Raw genomic sequence first — 18,105 nt, 5'->3', positions numbered from 1 at the left:
CGATGACCCGGAGGCCCGCTGGCAGAACTTGAAAATGAGGATGGCGAAGCTTAACAGACTGCGTCCGCACTGAGTTGCCCAAAACTGCCGATCTGCCGGGCCGATCCGGTGGCAGATCGTCACAGGCCTGAAGGTTCACGCCTACGCTGTGATAAAGTCCGCGCCCTGAAAATCGTACAGCTGTTCAACGTGCCGTTTGGCGGCGTTGATGTCACTTCGACAGGCGTTTCGTGACTGCCCACCACGCTTCGCACCCTATAAAAAACAGAGATGCCGCTATGACCGCTTCATCCCCTTCGTTACTGCAACGCCTGAAACGCCTGAGTCTGGTCAGCCAGATCGTCATTGGTCTGATCGCCGGTATTGCCCTGGCCCTGATTGCACCGGAGCTGGCGAAGTCCACTGCGTTCATCGGCAAGGTATTTGTCTCGGCATTGAAAGCCGTGGCGCCGATTCTGGTGTTCGTGCTGGTGATGGCCTCGATCGCCAACCACAAGCACGGCCAGGAAACCCACATCCGGCCGATCCTGTTCCTTTACCTGCTGGGTACATTCAGCGCTGCGGTGGTGGCCGTGGTTGCCAGCATGAGCTTTCCGTCGAATCTGGTGCTGTCGACGGAAAACGTTGCTGTGACTGCGCCCGGCGGCATCGGCGAAGTCCTGCAAAGCCTGTTGCTGAGCGTCGTCGATAACCCGGTCAGCGCGCTGATGAATGCCAACTTCATCGGCATTCTGGCCTGGGCGATCGGCATGGGCATTGCCATCCGCCACGCTGGCGACACCACTCGCGAAGTGCTCGGTGACTTGTCCAACGGCGTCACCGTGATCGTCCGCGTGGTCATTCGCTTCGCGCCGCTGGGCATCTTTGGCCTGGTCGCGTCGACACTGGCCACCTCCGGTTTCGGCGCGCTGCTCGGCTACGCGCACCTGCTGGCGGTGCTGCTGGGCTGCATGCTGTTCGTCGCGCTGGTGATGAACCCGCTGATCGTGTTCTGGAAGCTGCGCCGCAATCCGTACCCGCTGACCCTGATGTGCCTGCGTGAAAGCGGCATTACCGCGTTCTTCACCCGCAGCTCGGCGGCGAACATTCCGGTCAATCTGGAATTGAGCAAGCGCCTGGGCCTGCACGAAGACACCTACTCGGTATCGATCCCGCTCGGCGCGACCATCAACATGGCCGGTGCGGCGATCACCATTACCGTGCTGACCCTGGCGGCGGTGCACACTTTAGGCATCGCAGTGGACATTCCGACCGCAATCCTGCTCAGCGTCGTCGCAGCCATTTGCGCGTGTGGTGCCTCGGGTGTGGCCGGTGGTTCGCTGCTGCTGATTCCGCTGGCGTGCAGCCTGTTCGGCATCCCGAGCGAAATCGCCATGCAGGTCGTGGCGGTGGGCTTCATTATTGGCGTGCTGCAGGATTCGGCGGAGACCGCGCTGAACTCGTCGACTGACGTGCTATTTACAGCGGCGGCTTGCCTGGGCGAGGAAGAGAAGGCTCAGCGTACGGCGTAACCGCCTTACCTTGTGGGAGCGAGCCTGCTCGCGAAAGGGGCGAGACATTCAGTATTAATATCGCCTGATACGCCGCATTCGCGAGCAGGCTCGCTCCCACAGAAAAACAAAAGCCCGCCAAGGCGCGAACCTTGGCGGGCTTTTTCGTATCCGGGCGTTTAGAACGCGCCCATGTAATCGCGCTTGCCCACTTCAACGCCGTTATGACGCAGCAGCGCGTAGGTGGTGGTGACGTGGAAGAAGAACTGCGGCAAGCCATAAGTCAGCAGATACGCCTGACCACTGAAGCGCTTCTCTTTCGGCGTGCCCGGACGGGTCACGATTTCGATGCCTTCCTTGCCGTCGATCTGCTCTGGCTTGATCTCGCCAATGAAGGCCAGAACCTTGGTGATCAGCGCTTGCAGTTCGGCAAAGGTAGTTTCAGTGTCGTCGTACTTCGGCAGTTCGACTTCGGCCAGACGCGCCGACACGCCTTTGGCGAAATCCACGGCGATCTGCACCTGACGCACCAGTGGGAACATGTCCGGGTACAGACGCGCTTGCAGGAAAACGCTCTGGTCGATGTTTTTCGCGCTGGCGTGGGCTTCGGCCTTTTTCAGCACATCGCTCAGGGCGTTGAGCATTTGTTGAAAAACCGGGACGGATGCGGCGTACAGTGAAATGGTCATGGCAATCTCATGTGATGGCTGGGTAATACGTGGTGGCGATTATAGCCATGCTTGATGAGCACACGGCTTGCCTTTTGTTTGGCAAGGATTAGGCTAGGCGGCTTCGACTGCAGAGGGAACGCGCGATGAGCAACGAACAAGAATCCACCTCCGAACAGCCACGGTTAAATGCCACGGAAATCCGCATTCTCGGTGCGCTGATCGAAAAACAGGCCACCAGCCCGGAAACCTATCCGCTGACCCTCAACGCGCTGGTGCTGGCCTGCAATCAGAAAACCAGTCGCGAGCCGGTGATGAACCTCAATCAGGGCCAGGTCGGGCAGAGCCTGCGGGCACTGGAGGGTCGTGGGTTTACCCGGCTGGTCATGGGCAGCCGCGCCGACCGCTGGGAGCACAAGGTCGACAAGGCGCTGGAACTGGTGCCAGCACAGGTGATTCTGACGGGTTTGATGTTTCTGCGCGGTCCGCAGACCGTCAACGAACTGCTGACCCGCAGCGGACGCATGCACGAGTTCGAGGACGCCGAGCAGGTGGTTCATCAGCTTGAACGGCTGATCGCACGCGGTCTGGCGGTATTGATTCCGCGTCAGGCCGGGCAGCGTGAGGATCGCTACACCCACGCCTTGGGCGATCCGGCGGATATCGAGGCGATATTGGCGGCGCGGCAAAATCCTGGGGAGCGCTCGAGCGCTGGTGTTTCCCTGGAGCGTATCGAAGAACTGGAAGCGCGGATCGCCGCACTGGAAGAACGCCTGGCCCGCCTCGAATAATCGCAACAGAACCTCTGTGGGAGCGAGCCTGCTCGCGAAAGCGTAGTGTCAGTCACCACGATCTTGGATGACCCGCCGCCTTCGCGAGCAGGCTCGCTCCCACAGGGTCTGCGCGATATTCAGCAGCCCGCATCACTCCCCATCCCAATAATCCACCCCATCCACCTGCCGCGCGACAGCGACAAAGCCCGAGGCCTTGCCCTCGGCATCCACCGTGAAATTATCCATCACCGCATACTTGTTCGAATCCGGATACTCGCAGATCTCCGGCTGCTGCTGAGTGCTGATCGCCAGATAACGCAGCTCATCCGCGCTGGTATTGATGATCTGATGCGCCTTCTCGGGTCCGCCCGGTGGGCAGGCGATCACATCACCGGCGCGGATCGGAAAACGCTCGCCTCCCAAGCGCACCTCGCCCTCCCCGGCCACCACGTAGAACATCTCCTCATTGACCCGATGGCTGTGGAATGGACTGCCGCGCATGCCTGCTGGCAGCGCATAGAGGCGATAACCGAGTTTCTGCGCACCGAGTTGCTGGCCGATCCGCGCGAAACGCTGCTGATAACGCCCGGCGGTTTCGCCTTCAGGGGCCAGGGCTTCGGGAAGGGCTTCGAGTTCGACCTCGTTGAGATTGAGGATGGGCGGATGCATGGGCGGCCTCGGTTATGGTTTTTGTGGTGGGCACATCTGTGCGTGCTGGCGAGGATTATAGATAGTGATCCAGAACCGCAGCGCGGCCTTCGCGAGCAGGCTCGCTCCCACATTCAATCGCATTCCAGCTCAACCTGTGGGAGCGAGCCTGCTCGCGAAGAGGCCAGCCCAGCCACTAAAAGATCAATCAGCTACGCGCAAAATCCACCGCCGCCGCAAACTGCGCCTCATTCGGCCGCACCCCGGTGTACAGGACAAACTGCTCCAGCGCCTGGATCGCTATCACTTCCAGCCCGGTGATCACTCGCTTGCCCTCGGCCCGCGCCCGCACGATCAGCGGCGTCTCCGAAGGTATCGCCACCACGTCGAATACGGTCTCAGCCGCTTTGATCACTTCAGGCTCGAACGCCAGTTGCCCCGCCTCCGGCCCGCCGTCCATGCCTACCGGGGTGACATTGATCAGCATCTGCGGGCGCTCGTCACCCAGATCGGCCTGCCAGCGATAACCCAGCGAATCCGCCAAGGCGCGCCCGGCCCGCTCGTTACGGGCGACAATCAAACCGTTCTTGTAGCCACCATCGCGCAGGGCGCTGGCCACCGCTTTGGCCATGCCGCCGCTGCCGCGCAGGGCGAAGGTGGAATCCTTCGGCACCGCGTGGCTCTCCAGCAATTGCGCGACGGCGATGTAATCGGTGTTGTAGGCCTTGAGGTGGCCGCCAGTGTTGACGATGGTGTTGATCGACTGGATCGCCGCCGCCGACGCATCCAGCTCATCGACCAGCGCAATGCAGGCTTCCTTGAACGGCATCGACACGCCGCAGCCACGAATGCCCAGTGCCCGGATGCCACCGACCGCGCCGGTCAGGTCCTGGCTGCTGAACGCCTTGTAGTAGAAGTTCAGGCCCAGCTGTTCATACAAATGGTTGTGAAAACGCAGACCGAAATTCCCCGGCCGCCCGGACAGGGACATGCACAATTGGGTGTCTTTGTTCGGGTTCATCTGCATGAAACTTCTCCTTCAAACGCACTTTCGGATGGACGGGATTGGCCAGCCCACCGGGTTCTGAATCATCATTTGGGCTTGTTTGTGGCGCCGCGTAGCCGGGTAAAGAAGCCGGTACAGACCTTACACAAAATTTACCCAGCGGCTGTGCTGAATTTCGCAAATTTGCTGTCTTAGCTGTATCCCCGCGACAACTGTGGGCCTGACTCAGGCCGCGGCGCCGGGTCGAAGAACCGAGGACTTATCATGATTCGTAAACTTCCCATCATGGCTTTGTTGATTGGCGCACTTGCCGTCACCGGCCAGGCTGAAGCGGGTGGTGGCCATGGCTGGCAGGGCCCTGCAGTGTTTGGCGCGATCGTCGGCTCGGCCATCATCGGCTCGGCACTGATCAACCAGGATCGGCCGGTGTACGTGCAGCAGCAGCCGGTTTATGTACAGCCGCAACCGGTCTACGTGCAGCAACCGCCACCGCCGGTCTATTACCAGCCGGCGCCGGTGTATGTGCAGCAACCGGTTTACGTGCAGCCGGCCCCCGTCTATTACGGTCCGCCTCGTGGTTATTACGGTCGGCCCCACGGCTACTACGGCGGCCCGCATGGCTACTACGGCGGTCCACGCTGGTAAGCGCAACACAGAGCCCCGTTTTCAAGCGGGGCTTTTTTATGACCGCTGGTCGGCCAACGTCTGAAAAAATCTCGCCAAGGTCGCTGTGAGAACAGTTTGAGCAGCTAAAGTCGGCATGATGGAATCGACCGTAGAGATTTTTTTCATCAAACGGTCACCGCTTTGTCATGACGGAACCGCAATCTGAATCCGTCCGTAAACAACAGATCGATAACAACAAGGACGACTGTATGCCCACACAAAACCCGCACCGCATCGTCGGTCTGTGCACCTCGAGCAAGGTGTACAGCGCGCTCACCGAGCTCAAGCACCTGGAAGGCCATCGCTGCGCCAAGCTGCTGTCCCTGCTCGCCGAAAACCTCGTGCACAAGGGCCTGCTCAATGAGCGCGAAGTCATGCACATGCTCGATCAAGTGGTCGAATGACGCCAGACCTCACTGGCATCAATGACCACTATCGAAAGCGTTGATTGTCCGTCGTGCCGGCAAATCCCTAAGGTAGCCCCATCAGTTTGATGGAGGTTTTCCCATGGCACAGGTTCAAATCATGTCGGTCATCGGCAGCGCAGTTCCCGCTTCGCTGCGTGCATCCGGTTTGCTCGCTTGCTGGTATCTGGTGCGCGATGGCGAGCCGATCAGCGGCCCGCTCACCTCGTTACCAGCAGCGCAGGCCTTGTCGCAACAGGTCGCCAGCAGCACGTTTCATGCTTAAGGCAGTTGCACCTTGGGCTTGGTCTCGACGAACAGCGCCCAGCTCGACAGGAACAATGCGGCAATCAGCGGCCCGATCACAAAGCCATTGAGGCCGAAGACCGCGAGGCCGCCAAGGGTCGAGACCAGGATCAGGTAATCGGGCATTTTCGTATCTTTGCCGACCAGGATCGGGCGCAGCACGTTGTCGACCAGGCCGATCACGAATACGCCGAACAAGCCCAGCACCACGCCCTGCCAGATCATGCCGCTGAGCAGGAAGTACACCGCCACCGGCGCCCAGACAATCCCCGCGCCCACCGCTGGCAACAGCGACAGAAACGCCATCAGCACCGCCCAGAGCAATGCGCTGGGAATATCGAGAAACCAGAAAATCAACCCGCCCAGCGCGCCTTGGGTCACGGCCACCACCACGTTGCCTTTGACTGTCGCGCGCACCACGCGGTTGAACTTCAGTTGCAGGCGGCGCTTGTGGTTTTCTTCCAGCGGCACGGCAGTGCGCATCTTGCGCGCCAGCTCGGGGCCGTCACGCAGAAAGAAAAACAGCAGATAGAGCATGATGAAAAAACTCACCACGAATTCGAACGTGCCCTGGCCGAAACTGAACGCCTGAGTCGCCAGCACCTGGCTGCCCTGCATCGCCGCTTTGACGATCTTCTCGCGCAAGCTGTCGAGTTCGCCCATGCCAAAGCGGTCGAGCAAGTGCTGAAAGTAAGGCGGCAGGCTGTGCTTGAACTGCGCCAGATACGCAGCGATGTCCAGCTCGCCGCTTTCAATGTTCTTGTAGACAGTCGCGCCTTCCTGCACCAGCAGGATGCTGACGATGATCACCGGCAGAATCGCGACCACCAGGCACAGGCTCAAGGTGCACAGCGACGTCACGTTGCGTTGCCAGCCGAACTTCTGCTGCAACCTGCGCTGTACCGGCGCAAACAGAATGCCGAGGATGACAGCCCAGAATACCGCGCCGTAGAACGGCAGCAGAATCCAGATAAAGGCCACCGTGACCAGCACCAGCAGCACTGTCAGGGATTTGAATTGCAGACTCTTTTCGTTCATATCCGGTCCATGTCAGTCAGGCGTCACGCACGCCCGCCCCACTTAGTCAGCCGCCGAGCGCGCGAGTGCCATGTTTATTCATGGAGCATAGATCCAGATCAATGAACCCTCGCAACAGCAGCCCTACCCTGCGCGGCTTTTGCGACCGACATCCAAATGCAGACTCTCATCGCCCCCGAGCTTCTCGCCCCCGCCGGCACCCTGAAAAACATGCGCTACGCCTTCGCCTACGGCGCCGATGCGGTCTACGCCGGCCAGCCGCGCTACAGCCTGCGGGTGCGCAACAACGAGTTCGATCATGCCAACCTGGCGCTGGGCATCCGTGAGGCGCAGGCGCAGGGCAAGCGCTTCTACGTCGTGGTCAACATCGCCCCGCACAACGCCAAGCTGAAGACGTTTCTCAAAGATCTGGCGCCAGTGATCGAGATGGCCCCGGATGCGCTGATCATGTCCGATCCGGGCCTGATCATGCTGGTGCGCCAGCATTTTCCGCAGATGCCGATTCACCTGTCGGTGCAGGCCAACACGGTGAATTGGGCGAGCGTCGAGTTCTGGCAGCAACAGGGGCTGAGCCGGATCATCCTGTCGCGCGAACTCTCGCTCGAAGAAATCGGTGAAATCCGCGAGCAGGTGCCGGGCATGGAGCTGGAAGTGTTCGTGCACGGCGCGCTGTGCATGGCCTATTCCGGGCGCTGCCTGCTTTCCGGTTACATGAACAAGCGCGATGCCAATCAGGGCACCTGCACCAACGCCTGCCGCTGGAAGTACACGGCGCAAGAAGCGACGGAAAACCAGCTCGGCGAGATCGTCCAGACCTTTGAACCCGAGCCGACGCTGGGTCTCGGCGCACCGACCGATCAAGTCTTCCTGCTCCAGGAAGCCAATCGCCCCGACGAATTGATGCCGGCGTTCGAAGACGAACACGGCACCTACATCATGAACGCCAAGGATCTGCGCGCGGTGCAGCATGTCGAGCGGCTGACGCGCATGGGCGTGCACTCCTTGAAAATCGAAGGCCGGACCAAATCGCATTTCTACTGCGCACGCACCACCCAGGTATATCGCCGCGCGATCGATGATGCCGTGGCCGGGCGCGAGTTCGATCGCAGCCTGATGCTGGATCTGGAATCGCTGGCCCAGCGCGGCTACACCGAAGGTTTTCTGCGCCGCCATGTGCACGACGAATATCAGAATTATCAGCACGGCAGTTCGGTGTCGGAGCGTCAGCAGTTCGTTGGCGAGCTGACCGGCGAGCGCCGTGATCGCCTGGCCGAAGTGAAAGTGAAGAATCGTTTTGCCGTGGGCGATCATCTGGAACTGATGACGCCCAAGGGCAATTTCCATTTTGATCTGCATGAATTGCAGAGTGTCGGCGGCCAAGCGATCGAAGTGGCGCCGGGGGACGGGCATACGGTGTACGTGCCGATTCCGGATGCGGTGGATTTGCGCTTTGGGTTGTTGATGCGGGATTTGCGTGTTGGTTGACTGGCGATCTTGTCTGGCACTCGCAGCATGGCCGTAATTTGCTGCGAAGCCGATGCCGTCTTCGCGAGCAGGCTCGCTCCCACAGTGGAGCTGTGTCGTACATACATCCATTGTGGGAGCGAGCCTGCTCGCGAAGAGGCCGGCCCACTCAATGAATAATCCAGACCTCAGCGCAAATCATCCGACAACGGCGTCGGCTCGTCCGCCGGCGGTACATCGTCGTCATCCGGCGGATCCTTCCAGTCATCCGGGCGGTCGGCATCGCTCAACGGGTCGCGGCCCGGGTCCATGCCCGGCGGTGCGTCGTGATCGCTCAGGGTCGGCTCGTCAGTGCCGGATACGGGGCGGGTCTGCTCAGTGGGCGCCATGCCACCGGGAACAAGTGCGTCATCAGCCATGCTGCACCTCACAATACTGGCCCGGATTATCCGGGGCGTATTGTTTGGAAGCGCGACCTTTGACGGCGTGCGATAGATCAGACCAGCGGCATCAGCCTTGGGCGATAAAGCGATCGCGACTGTTGGTCAGGTGCAGCCACATCGCGGCGCGGGCGGCATCGGCGTCCTGGCGCTTGATCGCATTCAGAATCGCCTCGTGTTCCAGATTGGCCAAGTGGCCGAGCTTGCTCAGATCCGCCGCGCCGCGCTCGGCGGCATTCAGGCGATTGCGCGGGATCATCGCACTGCCCAGGTGCTGCATGATCTCGCTGAAACAAGCGTTGCCAGTGGCCTCGGCGATCAGCAGATGAAAACGCCGATCGGCCTCCACGCAGCTGTCGTTGTTCGCCAGCAGCCGTTGATAGTCATCCAGCGCCTGACGCATCTGCTGGACCTGCTGCTCACTGCGCCGCTGCGCCGCCAGTGCGGCCGCTTGCGTTTCCAGGCCCATGCGCAGCTCAAGAATGCTGCGCACACCGAGCGCCGTGTCGACATTCAGGCGCAGGCCCTGCTCCGCTGCGCGCTCGATGACGAAAGTACCGATGCCATGGCGCGTCTCCACCAGCCCCGAGGCCTGCAACTTGGAAATCGCCTCACGTACCACCGTGCGGCTGACCCCGTGCTCCTGCACGATGGAGTTCTCCGAAGGCAGCTTGTCACCGGGCGACAGTTGCCCGAGCAGGATGCTCTGGGTGAGCTTTTCTACCAAGTCATGAGCGAGGTTGTGCGTGCGTTTGCGCGCGGGCGCGTCGAGGTCTTCTTGCATGATCGGTTCCGGTGATCGGGGCTTGCCGATCGTAGCACTGCGGGATGACGGTTGAGATGGATTTTAGCGGTCGATAGGCCATCTACTTGTATGACAACACTCAATTACGTCGAATATTTTCAATAGCCAGCCATCACGCATCACCATTCATATCTCAAAAGGCGCTCCGCTCGACTGGCGAAATGTTCAATTAATACGAGCTATAATCCGGTTTTCGCATAAAAAACCGAACAATCAGAAGAATTTGATCGCCCTCCCCACTTGTAGGACAAAAAATTACAGTTGTATGATGTCTAGCAACAACGCAGCACTCAGTCCTACCCGCATAAAAATAATCAGTGGGAGAAACATCAGTGAAAACCTCCGTCTCCGGGATGCAGGACAGCGTCGATCCGACGCTCGCCTCAGCCATCTCCAAAGTCAAACGCCACGTCCTGCCGCTCTTCGTGATCATGTTCATCGTCAATTACATTGACCGGGTGAACATCGGCTTCGTCCGCACCCACATGGAAACCGATCTGGGCATTGGTGCTGCCGCTTATGGCTTCGGCGCCGGGCTGTTCTTCATCGGTTACGCGCTGTTCGAAGTGCCGTCCAACATGCTTTTGCAGAAAGTCGGCGCACGCATCTGGCTGACCCGCATCATGTTCACTTGGGGCATAGTCGCGGCCTGCATGGCCTTCATCCAGAACGAAACCCACTTCTATATTCTGCGTTTCCTGCTCGGTGTCGCCGAGGCCGGGTTCTTTCCCGGGGTGATTTACTACTTCACTCGTTGGCTGCCAGGCGTTGAGCGCGGCAAGGCGATCGCGATCTTCCTCAGCGGCTCTGCCGTGGCCTCGCTGATCTCCGGCCCGCTGTCCGGTCTGCTCCTGCAGATCAATGGGCTGGGCATGCACGGCTGGCAATGGATGTATTTCATCGAGGGGATGTTCTCGGTGTGCCTGTGCGTCTTCGTCTGGTTCTGGCTGGACGCCAAACCCCACGACGCGAAATGGCTGAGCCGCGCCGAACAGGATGCGCTGGTCAGCGCCATCGACGACGAGCAAAAGGCCCGCGAAGCGGCGACGCCGATCCGGCCGTCGCTGGGCAAACTGCTCAAGGACCGGCAGATCATTCTGTTCTGCCTGATCTACTTCTTCATTCAACTGACTATCTACGCCGCGACCTTCTGGCTGCCGAGCATCATCAAGAAGATGGGCGAACTCAGCGACGTGCAGGTCGGCCTGTTCAACTCGATTCCATGGTTGCTGTCGATCGTCGGCATGTACGCCTTCGCCTCGCTGTCGGCGAAGTGGAAACATCAACAAGCTTGGGTCGCCACCGCCCTGTTGATCGCCGCAGCGGGGATGTTCATGTCCACCACTGGCGGGCCGATCTTTGCCTTCGTCGCGATCTGCTTTGCGGCGCTGGGTTTCAAATCCGCCTCGTCGCTGTTTTGGCCGATTCCCCAGGCTTATCTGGATGCACGCATCGCGGCGGCAGTGATCGCGCTGATCAACTCGGTGGGCAACCTCGGCGGCTTCGTCGCGCCAACCACCTTCGGCCTGCTCGAACAACACACCGGCTCGATTCAGGGCGGCCTCTATGGTCTGGCCGCGACCTCGATCATCGCCGCAATCATCGTCTTCGCTGCGCGCACCACGCCGAAACCCGCTGCTGAAAAAGCCGTGGCCGACGCCGCGCCGAAACACGCCTGACTTCGTCTCGACAAGGAAAACAACAATGACTGTTCATGACACCGCCAAAGCTCCGCTCATCACCGACATGCAGGTCATTCCGGTGGCCGGTCACGACGGCATGCTGCTCAACCTGAGCGGCGCCCACGGGCCGTTTTTCACCCGCAACATCGTCATCCTCAAGGACAACGCCGGCCATACCGGCGTCGGCGAAGTGCCCGGTGGCGAGCGCATTCGCCAGACACTGGAAGACGCGCGCAATCTGGTGGTCGGCAGCCCGATCGGCACCTACCAGAAGATCCTCAACCAAGTGCGCCAGACCTTCGCCGACCGCGATGCCGGCGGCCGTGGTCTGCAGACGTTCGACCTGCGCATCACCATTCACGCGGTCACCGGCCTGGAAGCCGCCCTCCTCGACCTGCTCGGCCAACATCTGGACGTGCCGGTGGCGGCACTGCTCGGTGAAGGTCAGCAACGCGACGAAGTGAAAATGCTCGGTTATCTGTTTTACGTTGGCGATCAGCACGAAACCGATCTCGCCTACCGCAGCGAACCGGACGCCGACAACGACTGGTTCCGCGTGCGCCACGAGAAAGCCATGACCGCCGAAGCGGTCGTGCGTCTGGCGGAGGCGGCGCATGCCAAATACGGCTTCAAGGATTTCAAACTCAAGGGCGGCGTGCTCAGCGGCGATGCCGAAATCGAAGCGGTCACGGCACTGGCCGAGCGTTTCCCCGACGCGCGGATCACCCTCGATCCGAACGGCGCCTGGTCGCTGAAAGAAGCAATTCGTCTGTGCCGCGATCAGCACCAAGTGCTCGCCTACGCCGAAGACCCTTGCGGCGCGGAAAACGGTTATTCCGGGCGCGAAGTCATGGCCGAATTCCGCCGCGCCACCGGGCTGAAAACCGCGACCAACATGATCGCCACCGATTGGCGTGAAATGGGCCACGCGATTCAGTTGCAGTCAGTGGACATCCCGCTGGCCGACCCGCACTTCTGGACCATGCAGGGTTCGGTGCGCGTCGCGCAGATGTGCCACGAATGGGGCCTGACTTGGGGTTCGCATTCCAACAACCACTTCGATATCTCTCTGGCGATGTTTACCCATGTCGCCGCTGCGGCACCGGGCGACATCACGGCCATCGACACCCATTGGATCTGGCAGGACGGCCAGCGTCTGACCAAGGCACCGCTGCAAATTGTCGACGGCTGCGTGCAAGTGCCGCAGAAACCGGGACTGGGCGTGGAACTGGACATGGATCAAGTGGCCAAGGCCCACGAACTGTACAAAGGCATGGGCCTCGGCGCGCGGGATGACAGCGTGGCGATGCAGTTCCTGATTCCGGGGTGGAAATTCGATAACAAACGGCCGTGTCTGGTGCGGTGATCCAGCAGGCGCCGCTGATTTCAATTGTGGGAGCGAGCCTGCTCGCGAAGGCGTCAGGTCAGTCGATAGTGCTGTCGCTGATGCACCGCTTTCGCGAGCAGGCTCGCTCCCACAAGGGGGGGGTTTGTGTCAGGCAGAAACTTGCAGTAACCACGCCTTGAACGCGTTCATCGCCGCCGTTTCCGCTCGCGACTGCAACCGCGTCAGCCAGTAACTGCCGGTGGTGATCTCGATCGCGAACGGCTGGCAAATCGCATCAGCCGCCAGTTGCCGGGCGAACATCAGTGGCGGCGCCAACGCCACGCCGCCGCCCTGCAACGCCGTTTCCATCATCGCCAGTGAAGAGTCGAAGACGATGCTTTGCGGTGGCGCAGCCTGGGTCGCCAGGCCCGCCGCCTGAAACCACTGCGGCCATTCATCAGTGCGATAGGAACGCAGCAAGGTCTGCTGCAACAGGTCCGCCGGCGCGTGCAGTTGCCGGGCAATCTCCGGCACGCATAACACCGACAACGGCGCATCGAGCAAGCGTGTCGCCTCAATGCCATGCCAGGCGCCAGCGCCGAAACGAATCGCGTAATCCAGCCCTTCCGCCGCCACATCGACCCGGTTGTTGTGGGTCGACAGGCGTAAATCGATCAGCGGATATTTCGCCCGAAAGTCCGCCAGCCTCGGCAACAGCCAGCCCACGGCAAACGTGCCCACCGCGCCGACCGTCAACATGTCGCGATACTGCCCACCAGCCAGACGCTCGAGCATCTGCGCAATGTGGTCGAATGAGGTGCTGAGCACCGGCAGCAAGGTTTCGCCTTCACTGGTCAGCATCAGACCACGGGGCAGGCGTTTGAACAGGGTCAGGTTGAGCTGCGCTTCCAGGCTTTTGACCTGATGGCTGACCGCTGCCTGCGTTACGCACAGTTCGACGGCGGCGCGGGTGAAGCTCAGGTGGCGTGCCGAAGCTTCAAACGCGCGCAGAGCGTTGAGCGGCAGTTGCGGTCGAATCATGGGTTGTCCCAAATTTTTCTAAGGGTTCGTGCGAGTTTTCATCGTTTGTCGAAGGTCGGCAAAGTGCCTAAATTAACCGCGCTGATCAGCCGCCCGATGAAAAAATCACCCGCAGTGTAGCGGGATACAACAAACGACACTCATGGAGAGTGATTCACTCATGTGTTCCTTCAAACCGAGCAAGGTCTTTTCCCACAGCGCTTTCGCACTGTTCTTCGGCAGCGTTGCCTGTCATGCCGCAACGCCGACGGATGCGCAATTGCAGGCACTGGTCAGCCAAGCCGTCACCCCGGTGATGCAGCAAAACAACATCCCGGGGCTGACCGTAGCGATCACGCTGAATGGCCAGGCGCATTACTTTAATTACGGAGTCGCTGCCAAAGACACCGGGCAAAAAGTCAGTGAAAACACCCTGTTCGAAGTCGGCTCGGTGAGTAAAACCTTCACCGCCACCCTCGCCGGTTACGCCCAGGCCACCGGCAAACTCGACCTGTCGAGCAAGGCCAGCCAGCTCTGGCCGGAGCTCAAGGGCAGCGCCTTCGACAACATCAGCGTGCTGCAACTGGGCACCTACAGTGCTGGCGGTCTGCCGCTGCAATTTCCTGCCGAGGCGGATTCTTCCGACAAGATGCTCGGCTATTACCAACAGTGGAAACCGCAATTTCCCGCTGGCAGCCATCGCCTGTATTCCAACCCGAGCCTGGGCCTGTTCGGCTACCTGACGGCGAAAAGCCTCGGCCAGCCGTTCGACCAGGCAATGACGCAAACCCTGCTGCCGAAACTCGGTTTGCAGCACACCTTCCTCAGCGTGGCGCCAGCGCAGTCGAAGCTTTACGCCCAAGGCTACGACAGCGCCGACCAACCCGTGCGCGTCAGCCCCGGCGCCCTTGACGCCGAGGCCTACGGCATCAAAACCAGCGCCGCCGACCTGCTGCGTTACGTCCAGGCACAACTGAAACCGGCCAGCCTTGGGCCTGATCTGCACCAAGCCATCGCCAACACGCACATTGGTTATTACCGCGTCGACGACATGACCCAAGGCCTGGGCTGGGAACGCTACGCCTACCCGATCACTTTGGAAAAACTGCAAAACGGCAACTCGACCCCCATGGCTATGGAACCTCACAAAGTCGAGTGGCTGACCCCACCGCAAGCTGAGCCGGCCAATGTGCTGTTCAATAAAACAGGTTCTACACGGGGCTTTGGCGCGTATGTGGCGTTTGTGCCGTCGCGGGACATGGGCATTGTGATTCTTGCCAACAAGAATTACCCGAATGCCGAACGGGTGAAGATTGCGCACACGGTTTTCGCGGCGTTGGCGGATTAAGAGCAGAAGATCGCAGCCCGAGCCTTCTGCGGCTCCTACAGGATCGGGTTTTCACTCGGTTAACGTTGGAGGTGTCGCAGGCTGCAACAACTTTCGATCAGAAGATGACTTGTGGGAGCGAGCCTGCTCGCGAATGCGCTCGATCAGTCACCTTTCAGCGCCTGAAAAACCGCTATCGCGAGCAGGCTCGCTCCCACATTTTAACTGTGCACTTCACAAAAAAATGTGGGAGCTGGTCTACCAGCTCCCACAGGGATTTTGCTTCACTCACGCAACGCGCAATCAATCATCCGGCATCTGCGGCGGTTTGCTCGGTTTTGCCGGTTTGCTGCCCTTTGCGCCTTTGGCCGGTTCCGGCTCGGTGGCGGCAGGTGTTTGTGCGGCGGCGGCCGCAGCGGCGGCTTCTTTTTCGGCCATGGGCATGGCGTCGATGGTTTCGAAGATTTTCGCCAGGCTCAATGCCTTGGCTTCGTCACCCGAAGCGGAGAGCTTGGTTTCGCCGTCCTTGCCCACCAGGAACACTTTTGGATAGGCGCCGGCGCCGAGCTTCAGCGAGCGCAGCAGGGCCATGGTGTCCTGCTGGCCCATGTCCTTGCCGTCGAGCTGGCCGGACATGCTGAGGATGGTGTAGACCTTGATGTTGCGGTCGGTGACGCCCTTTTTGTTGGCCGGGTCTTCCAGTGACTTTTTCAAGCTCAGCCAGACCGGGTCGACGGTGCTTTGCGCAATCACGATCAGCGGACGGGCGCGGCCCACGTCCCCGGCCAGGGGTGAATCGCTGTCGGCGGCGAACAGGGGGCCGGCGATTGCCAGCAAGAGGGTCAGGGTCAGGGACCTGATGAGCATGCGCATCTCCTTTTGATATCCACGCACTACTGATTGCGCATCGTGGCGATTGTTCCGGCGGTGTCTGGCAAAAAGGCATTGCCCTGTCAGAAGCTTAGGTCAGGGAGAACTTTGCGCAACATGACGTAAGCGATCATCGGCACCTCCCTACGGCCGCTGCACAGGAAGTGTTTTCTCCAGGCTGACTCAGAACGCCAACTTGTAACCAATCAACACCAGCATCGTCGCCAGGCACGGGCGCAGGACTTCGTCGGAGATGCGTCCGGTCAGGTGGCTGCCGAGCCAGATGCCTGGCAGCGAGCCCATCAGCAGGAAGCCCAGCACGCCCCAATCCATGTTGCCCATGCTTGCGTGGCCGAGGCCGGCGACGAGGGTCAGTGGTACGGCGTGGGCGATTTCCGTGCCGACCAGGCGGCGGGTTGGCAGTAGCGGGTAGAGGATGAACAAGGCGACGGTGCCCAGTGCGCCGGCGCCGATCGAGGTCAGGGCGACCATGGTGCCGAGGATCAGACCGGTGATCACCGTCATCACGTTAAGCCGCGAACCGCTCGGGTTGTAGTTGCCGCCGGCGCGTTTGTGGGCAAATTCGAGCAAGCGTTTCTTGAAGAAAATCGCCAGGGCGGTGGCGAAGAGGACGAAGCCGAGCGCCTGTTTGATAATGGCGTTCATCGCGTCCGGCGCGGTGTGCAGGGTGCTGAGGAACCACAGGGTCATGGCCACGGCTGGCACACTGCCGAGGGTCAGCCAGCCGGTGATCGCCCAGTCTATGTTCTTGTTCTTCTTGTGAACGAGGACGCCGCTGGATTTGGTGATCGCGGCGTACAACAGGTCCGTACCCACCGCCGTCGCCGGGTTGATGCCGAACCACAGCAGGATCGGCGTCATCAACGAACCGCCGCCGACACCGGTCATGCCGACGATAAACCCCACCACCAGCCCGGCAATCACCAGGCCGAAATTTGCCAATTCCATTCAAACGTCCAGAAAACGACAGGAAAATCTGGCCCGCAGCATAGCGATTTTTCTTATAACCACATATATCGATGCGGTCTATGGTTATGCCATATCGAATTTACCGCAGATGCCTGTGGGAGCGAGCCTGCTCGCGAAGGGGGTGTCAGCCGACCGATGAGTTGAATGACGCAACGCATTCGCGAGCAGGCTCGCTCCCACAGTGGCCCCTGGCGCTACAGAAAACCTGCCGGGTTCACTGCACCGGCAGGAAATTCAGAAACAACAGACTCTGCGCATAATTCAGGCCGATCCTGCGATAGCGCTCATCGAGCATCTGCGTGAGCAGGTCCAGGCGCGCGACGATTTTGCTGAATTCGGTGGCGAAGCTGAGGTTGCTGCCCTCCTCCGAGATTTCGTTGGAGAACAGCAACGGCTGGCCTTCCTTGTTCTGCCGTTGCGACAAAATCCACATGGCTTTTTCGATGTTGCGCGCGGCGTTGTGCACGAACGTCGGGTTGATCGCGTCGGTCATGTAGAACTCGGTGCGATTGCCGTGGGCGGTAACCAGCATGCTGCCGATTGCATAGATGAAGGCGCCGACGCGGTCGCCGAGGAATTCCGGGCTCATCGCATAGCTCAGCGCCGCCAGATCCTTACGCCCGCCCAGCACGGGCAACGGCTGCTGTTGCTCGACAGCGAGACGCACCTGTTTCACGGCGGCGTTGACGGTGAGGAAACCGGATTTGCGCAGTTCTTCGGGGTTGCGCAGGTAGAGCTTGCCCATCAGCCGGTAAAGGCTGTCGAGGTTGTCGCGCATCGCCAGGGTGGCCATGCGGTCGACGCTGGTCTGCAGAAATTCCTGCGGCTGCCCTTCACGTATCTGATTGAAAAATCCATTGCCGTTCTGGTGGCTGCAGCCGCTGAGCAACAGCGACAACAGGCAGGCCAGCAGCAGGCACGGGCGGCGGTGAGCGACGGTGATCAGGGCAAAAACACTCGGCATGAAGTCTCGGACAGGCACATTCCTGTGCGGCGGGAGTCACCGCATCCTGGCCATGCATAGAGCCGCCGATTACGAAAAAGTGCAGTGCCCGGGCGGTGAGCCGACCTTCGGCGCTTTTCGCCATATCAATTAGTCGGACTTTATATTTGCCAACAGCGGTAAATCCGCTATAAATCTTCTCTCTCGACTCAAATAGCATGACTAGTGACATATAGGA

Annotated in this window: 19 protein-coding genes; 9 read left to right on the top strand and 10 right to left on the bottom strand. The window is 60.2% G+C overall.

Annotation, left to right across the window (positions count from 1 at the left end; genetic code table 11):
• The first annotated feature begins 278 nt into the window (after positions 1-278).
• On the top strand, positions 279-1,511 hold the full coding sequence (gene sstT, locus ACV8MC_RS16595; protein ID WP_236169589.1) for a serine/threonine transporter SstT: 1,233 nt from the start codon (positions 279-281) through the stop codon (positions 1,509-1,511).
• A 158-nt stretch (positions 1,512-1,669) separates the two neighbouring features.
• On the opposite strand, the gene ACV8MC_RS16590 is transcribed toward sstT, so the two are convergent.
• Positions 1,670-2,179: a DUF1993 domain-containing protein gene (locus ACV8MC_RS16590; RefSeq protein WP_041477165.1), complete on the bottom strand. Its 510-nt coding sequence runs from the start codon at positions 2,177-2,179 to the stop codon at positions 1,670-1,672.
• A gap of 125 nt (positions 2,180-2,304) precedes the next feature.
• On the opposite strand from ACV8MC_RS16590, the gene ACV8MC_RS16585 reads away from it, so the two are divergent.
• Complete coding sequence (locus ACV8MC_RS16585; protein WP_041477166.1) at positions 2,305-2,949, top strand: YceH family protein; 645 nt, start codon at positions 2,305-2,307, stop codon at positions 2,947-2,949.
• Positions 2,950-3,081: 132 nt separating this feature from the next.
• Here the strand turns inward: ACV8MC_RS16585 and ACV8MC_RS16580 are convergent, their stop codons facing one another.
• Positions 3,082-3,600 carry a cupin domain-containing protein gene (locus ACV8MC_RS16580; RefSeq protein WP_095182115.1) on the bottom strand — a complete coding sequence of 173 codons (519 nt, stop codon included), beginning with the start codon at positions 3,598-3,600 and terminating at the stop codon, positions 3,082-3,084.
• A gap of 187 nt (positions 3,601-3,787) precedes the next feature.
• Positions 3,788-4,606, bottom strand: a complete 819-nt coding sequence (locus ACV8MC_RS16575) for a shikimate 5-dehydrogenase (RefSeq protein ID WP_041477169.1) — start codon at positions 4,604-4,606, stop codon at positions 3,788-3,790.
• A gap of 243 nt (positions 4,607-4,849) precedes the next feature.
• On the opposite strand from ACV8MC_RS16575, the gene ACV8MC_RS16570 reads away from it, so the two are divergent.
• The 3 genes from ACV8MC_RS16570 (at position 4,850) to ACV8MC_RS16560 (ending at position 5,941) form a co-directional block, all read left to right on the top strand.
• Positions 4,850-5,230 carry a hypothetical protein gene (locus ACV8MC_RS16570; protein WP_024013471.1) on the top strand — a complete coding sequence of 127 codons (381 nt, stop codon included), beginning with the start codon at positions 4,850-4,852 and terminating at the stop codon, positions 5,228-5,230.
• Positions 5,231-5,460: 230 nt separating this feature from the next.
• Positions 5,461-5,655: a hypothetical protein gene (locus tag ACV8MC_RS16565; protein ID WP_016770691.1), complete on the top strand. Its 195-nt coding sequence runs from the start codon at positions 5,461-5,463 to the stop codon at positions 5,653-5,655.
• A 103-nt stretch (positions 5,656-5,758) separates the two neighbouring features.
• The gene (locus tag ACV8MC_RS16560) at positions 5,759-5,941 is read left to right on the top strand and encodes a hypothetical protein (protein WP_041477171.1); all 183 of its coding nucleotides are present in this window, start codon (positions 5,759-5,761) and stop codon (positions 5,939-5,941) included.
• Here ACV8MC_RS16560 and ACV8MC_RS16555 read toward each other — a convergent pair.
• Entirely contained in the window at positions 5,938-6,999 is a 1,062-nt protein-coding gene (locus tag ACV8MC_RS16555; protein ID WP_076563570.1) for an AI-2E family transporter, read from the bottom strand. The two genes, ACV8MC_RS16560 and ACV8MC_RS16555, sit on opposite strands and share 4 nt — an antisense overlap.
• Before the next feature lie 156 nt (positions 7,000-7,155).
• Here ACV8MC_RS16555 and trhP point away from each other — a divergent pair, with 156 nt between their 5' ends.
• Positions 7,156-8,484, top strand: a complete 1,329-nt coding sequence (trhP, locus tag ACV8MC_RS16550) for a prephenate-dependent tRNA uridine(34) hydroxylase TrhP (RefSeq protein WP_457262667.1) — start codon at positions 7,156-7,158, stop codon at positions 8,482-8,484.
• Between the two features lie 167 nt (positions 8,485-8,651).
• Here the strand turns inward: trhP and ACV8MC_RS16545 are convergent, their stop codons facing one another.
• Both ACV8MC_RS16545 and ACV8MC_RS16540 read right to left on the bottom strand, forming a co-directional pair.
• The gene (locus ACV8MC_RS16545; RefSeq protein ID WP_457262666.1) at positions 8,652-8,882 is read right to left on the bottom strand and encodes a hypothetical protein; all 231 of its coding nucleotides are present in this window, start codon (positions 8,880-8,882) and stop codon (positions 8,652-8,654) included.
• 91 nt (positions 8,883-8,973) lie between these two features.
• Entirely contained in the window at positions 8,974-9,687 is a 714-nt protein-coding gene (locus ACV8MC_RS16540; RefSeq protein WP_016775357.1) for a FadR/GntR family transcriptional regulator, read from the bottom strand.
• Between the two features lie 353 nt (positions 9,688-10,040).
• On the opposite strand from ACV8MC_RS16540, the gene ACV8MC_RS16535 reads away from it, so the two are divergent.
• Together ACV8MC_RS16535 and gudD are read left to right on the top strand one after the other, a co-directional pair.
• Positions 10,041-11,387, top strand: coding sequence for an MFS transporter (locus ACV8MC_RS16535; protein ID WP_016775359.1), 1,347 nt, complete (start codon positions 10,041-10,043; stop codon positions 11,385-11,387).
• Positions 11,388-11,412: 25 nt separating this feature from the next.
• Positions 11,413-12,756 carry a glucarate dehydratase gene (gene gudD / locus ACV8MC_RS16530; RefSeq protein WP_457262664.1) on the top strand — a complete coding sequence of 448 codons (1,344 nt, stop codon included), beginning with the start codon at positions 11,413-11,415 and terminating at the stop codon, positions 12,754-12,756.
• A 129-nt stretch (positions 12,757-12,885) separates the two neighbouring features.
• Here the strand turns inward: gudD and ACV8MC_RS16525 are convergent, their stop codons facing one another.
• Positions 12,886-13,758 carry a LysR family transcriptional regulator gene (locus ACV8MC_RS16525; protein WP_056788727.1) on the bottom strand — a complete coding sequence of 291 codons (873 nt, stop codon included), beginning with the start codon at positions 13,756-13,758 and terminating at the stop codon, positions 12,886-12,888.
• Positions 13,759-13,918: 160 nt separating this feature from the next.
• On the opposite strand from ACV8MC_RS16525, the gene ampC reads away from it, so the two are divergent.
• The gene (ampC, locus tag ACV8MC_RS16520; RefSeq protein WP_457262663.1) at positions 13,919-15,085 is read left to right on the top strand and encodes a class C beta-lactamase; all 1,167 of its coding nucleotides are present in this window, start codon (positions 13,919-13,921) and stop codon (positions 15,083-15,085) included.
• A 282-nt stretch (positions 15,086-15,367) separates the two neighbouring features.
• Here ampC and ACV8MC_RS16515 read toward each other — a convergent pair whose 3' ends face one another.
• The 3 genes from ACV8MC_RS16515 to ACV8MC_RS16505 form a co-directional block, all read right to left on the bottom strand.
• Positions 15,368-15,931 (bottom strand): DUF4174 domain-containing protein, encoded by a 564-nt coding sequence (locus ACV8MC_RS16515; RefSeq protein WP_016775365.1) that lies wholly within the window; start codon positions 15,929-15,931, stop codon positions 15,368-15,370.
• A 186-nt stretch (positions 15,932-16,117) separates the two neighbouring features.
• Positions 16,118-16,903: a sulfite exporter TauE/SafE family protein gene (locus ACV8MC_RS16510; protein WP_041477188.1), complete on the bottom strand. Its 786-nt coding sequence runs from the start codon at positions 16,901-16,903 to the stop codon at positions 16,118-16,120.
• A gap of 235 nt (positions 16,904-17,138) precedes the next feature.
• Complete coding sequence (locus tag ACV8MC_RS16505; protein WP_056788708.1) at positions 17,139-17,888, bottom strand: hypothetical protein; 750 nt, start codon at positions 17,886-17,888, stop codon at positions 17,139-17,141.
• Between the last annotated feature and the right edge of the window lie 217 nt (positions 17,889-18,105).

The sequence above is a fragment of the Pseudomonas sp. PK-RTE-24 genome (assembly GCF_054052265.1).
Note: the sequence above shows the minus strand (reverse complement) of the source record. Positions and strands in the feature narration are given on the sequence as shown.

Excerpts from the sequence above, each read along its gene's own strand:
- ACV8MC_RS16560 (WP_041477171.1), top strand. The coding sequence starts at position 5,759 with ATGGCACAGGTTCAAATCATGTCGGTCATCGGCAGCGCAGTTCCCGCT.
- ACV8MC_RS16590 (WP_041477165.1), bottom strand. The coding sequence starts at position 2,179 with ATGACCATTTCACTGTACGCCGCATCCGTCCCGGTTTTTCAACAAATG.
- ACV8MC_RS16565 (WP_016770691.1), top strand. The coding sequence starts at position 5,461 with ATGCCCACACAAAACCCGCACCGCATCGTCGGTCTGTGCACCTCGAGC.
- ACV8MC_RS16545 (WP_457262666.1), bottom strand. The coding sequence starts at position 8,882 with ATGGCTGATGACGCACTTGTTCCCGGTGGCATGGCGCCCACTGAGCAG.
- trhP (WP_457262667.1), top strand. The coding sequence starts at position 7,156 with ATGCAGACTCTCATCGCCCCCGAGCTTCTCGCCCCCGCCGGCACCCTG.
- ACV8MC_RS16515 (WP_016775365.1), bottom strand. The coding sequence starts at position 15,931 with ATGCTCATCAGGTCCCTGACCCTGACCCTCTTGCTGGCAATCGCCGGC.
- ACV8MC_RS16585 (WP_041477166.1), top strand. The coding sequence starts at position 2,305 with ATGAGCAACGAACAAGAATCCACCTCCGAACAGCCACGGTTAAATGCC.
- ACV8MC_RS16580 (WP_095182115.1), bottom strand. The coding sequence starts at position 3,600 with ATGCATCCGCCCATCCTCAATCTCAACGAGGTCGAACTCGAAGCCCTT.
- ACV8MC_RS16510 (WP_041477188.1), bottom strand. The coding sequence starts at position 16,903 with ATGGAATTGGCAAATTTCGGCCTGGTGATTGCCGGGCTGGTGGTGGGG.
- ACV8MC_RS16570 (WP_024013471.1), top strand. The coding sequence starts at position 4,850 with ATGATTCGTAAACTTCCCATCATGGCTTTGTTGATTGGCGCACTTGCC.
- ACV8MC_RS16540 (WP_016775357.1), bottom strand. The coding sequence starts at position 9,687 with ATGCAAGAAGACCTCGACGCGCCCGCGCGCAAACGCACGCACAACCTC.
- ACV8MC_RS16525 (WP_056788727.1), bottom strand. The coding sequence starts at position 13,758 with ATGATTCGACCGCAACTGCCGCTCAACGCTCTGCGCGCGTTTGAAGCT.
- sstT (WP_236169589.1), top strand. The coding sequence starts at position 279 with ATGACCGCTTCATCCCCTTCGTTACTGCAACGCCTGAAACGCCTGAGT.
- ACV8MC_RS16575 (WP_041477169.1), bottom strand. The coding sequence starts at position 4,606 with ATGCAGATGAACCCGAACAAAGACACCCAATTGTGCATGTCCCTGTCC.
- gudD (WP_457262664.1), top strand. The coding sequence starts at position 11,413 with ATGACTGTTCATGACACCGCCAAAGCTCCGCTCATCACCGACATGCAG.
- ACV8MC_RS16555 (WP_076563570.1), bottom strand. The coding sequence starts at position 6,999 with ATGAACGAAAAGAGTCTGCAATTCAAATCCCTGACAGTGCTGCTGGTG.
- ACV8MC_RS16505 (WP_056788708.1), bottom strand. The coding sequence starts at position 17,888 with ATGCCGAGTGTTTTTGCCCTGATCACCGTCGCTCACCGCCGCCCGTGC.
- ampC (WP_457262663.1), top strand. The coding sequence starts at position 13,919 with ATGTGTTCCTTCAAACCGAGCAAGGTCTTTTCCCACAGCGCTTTCGCA.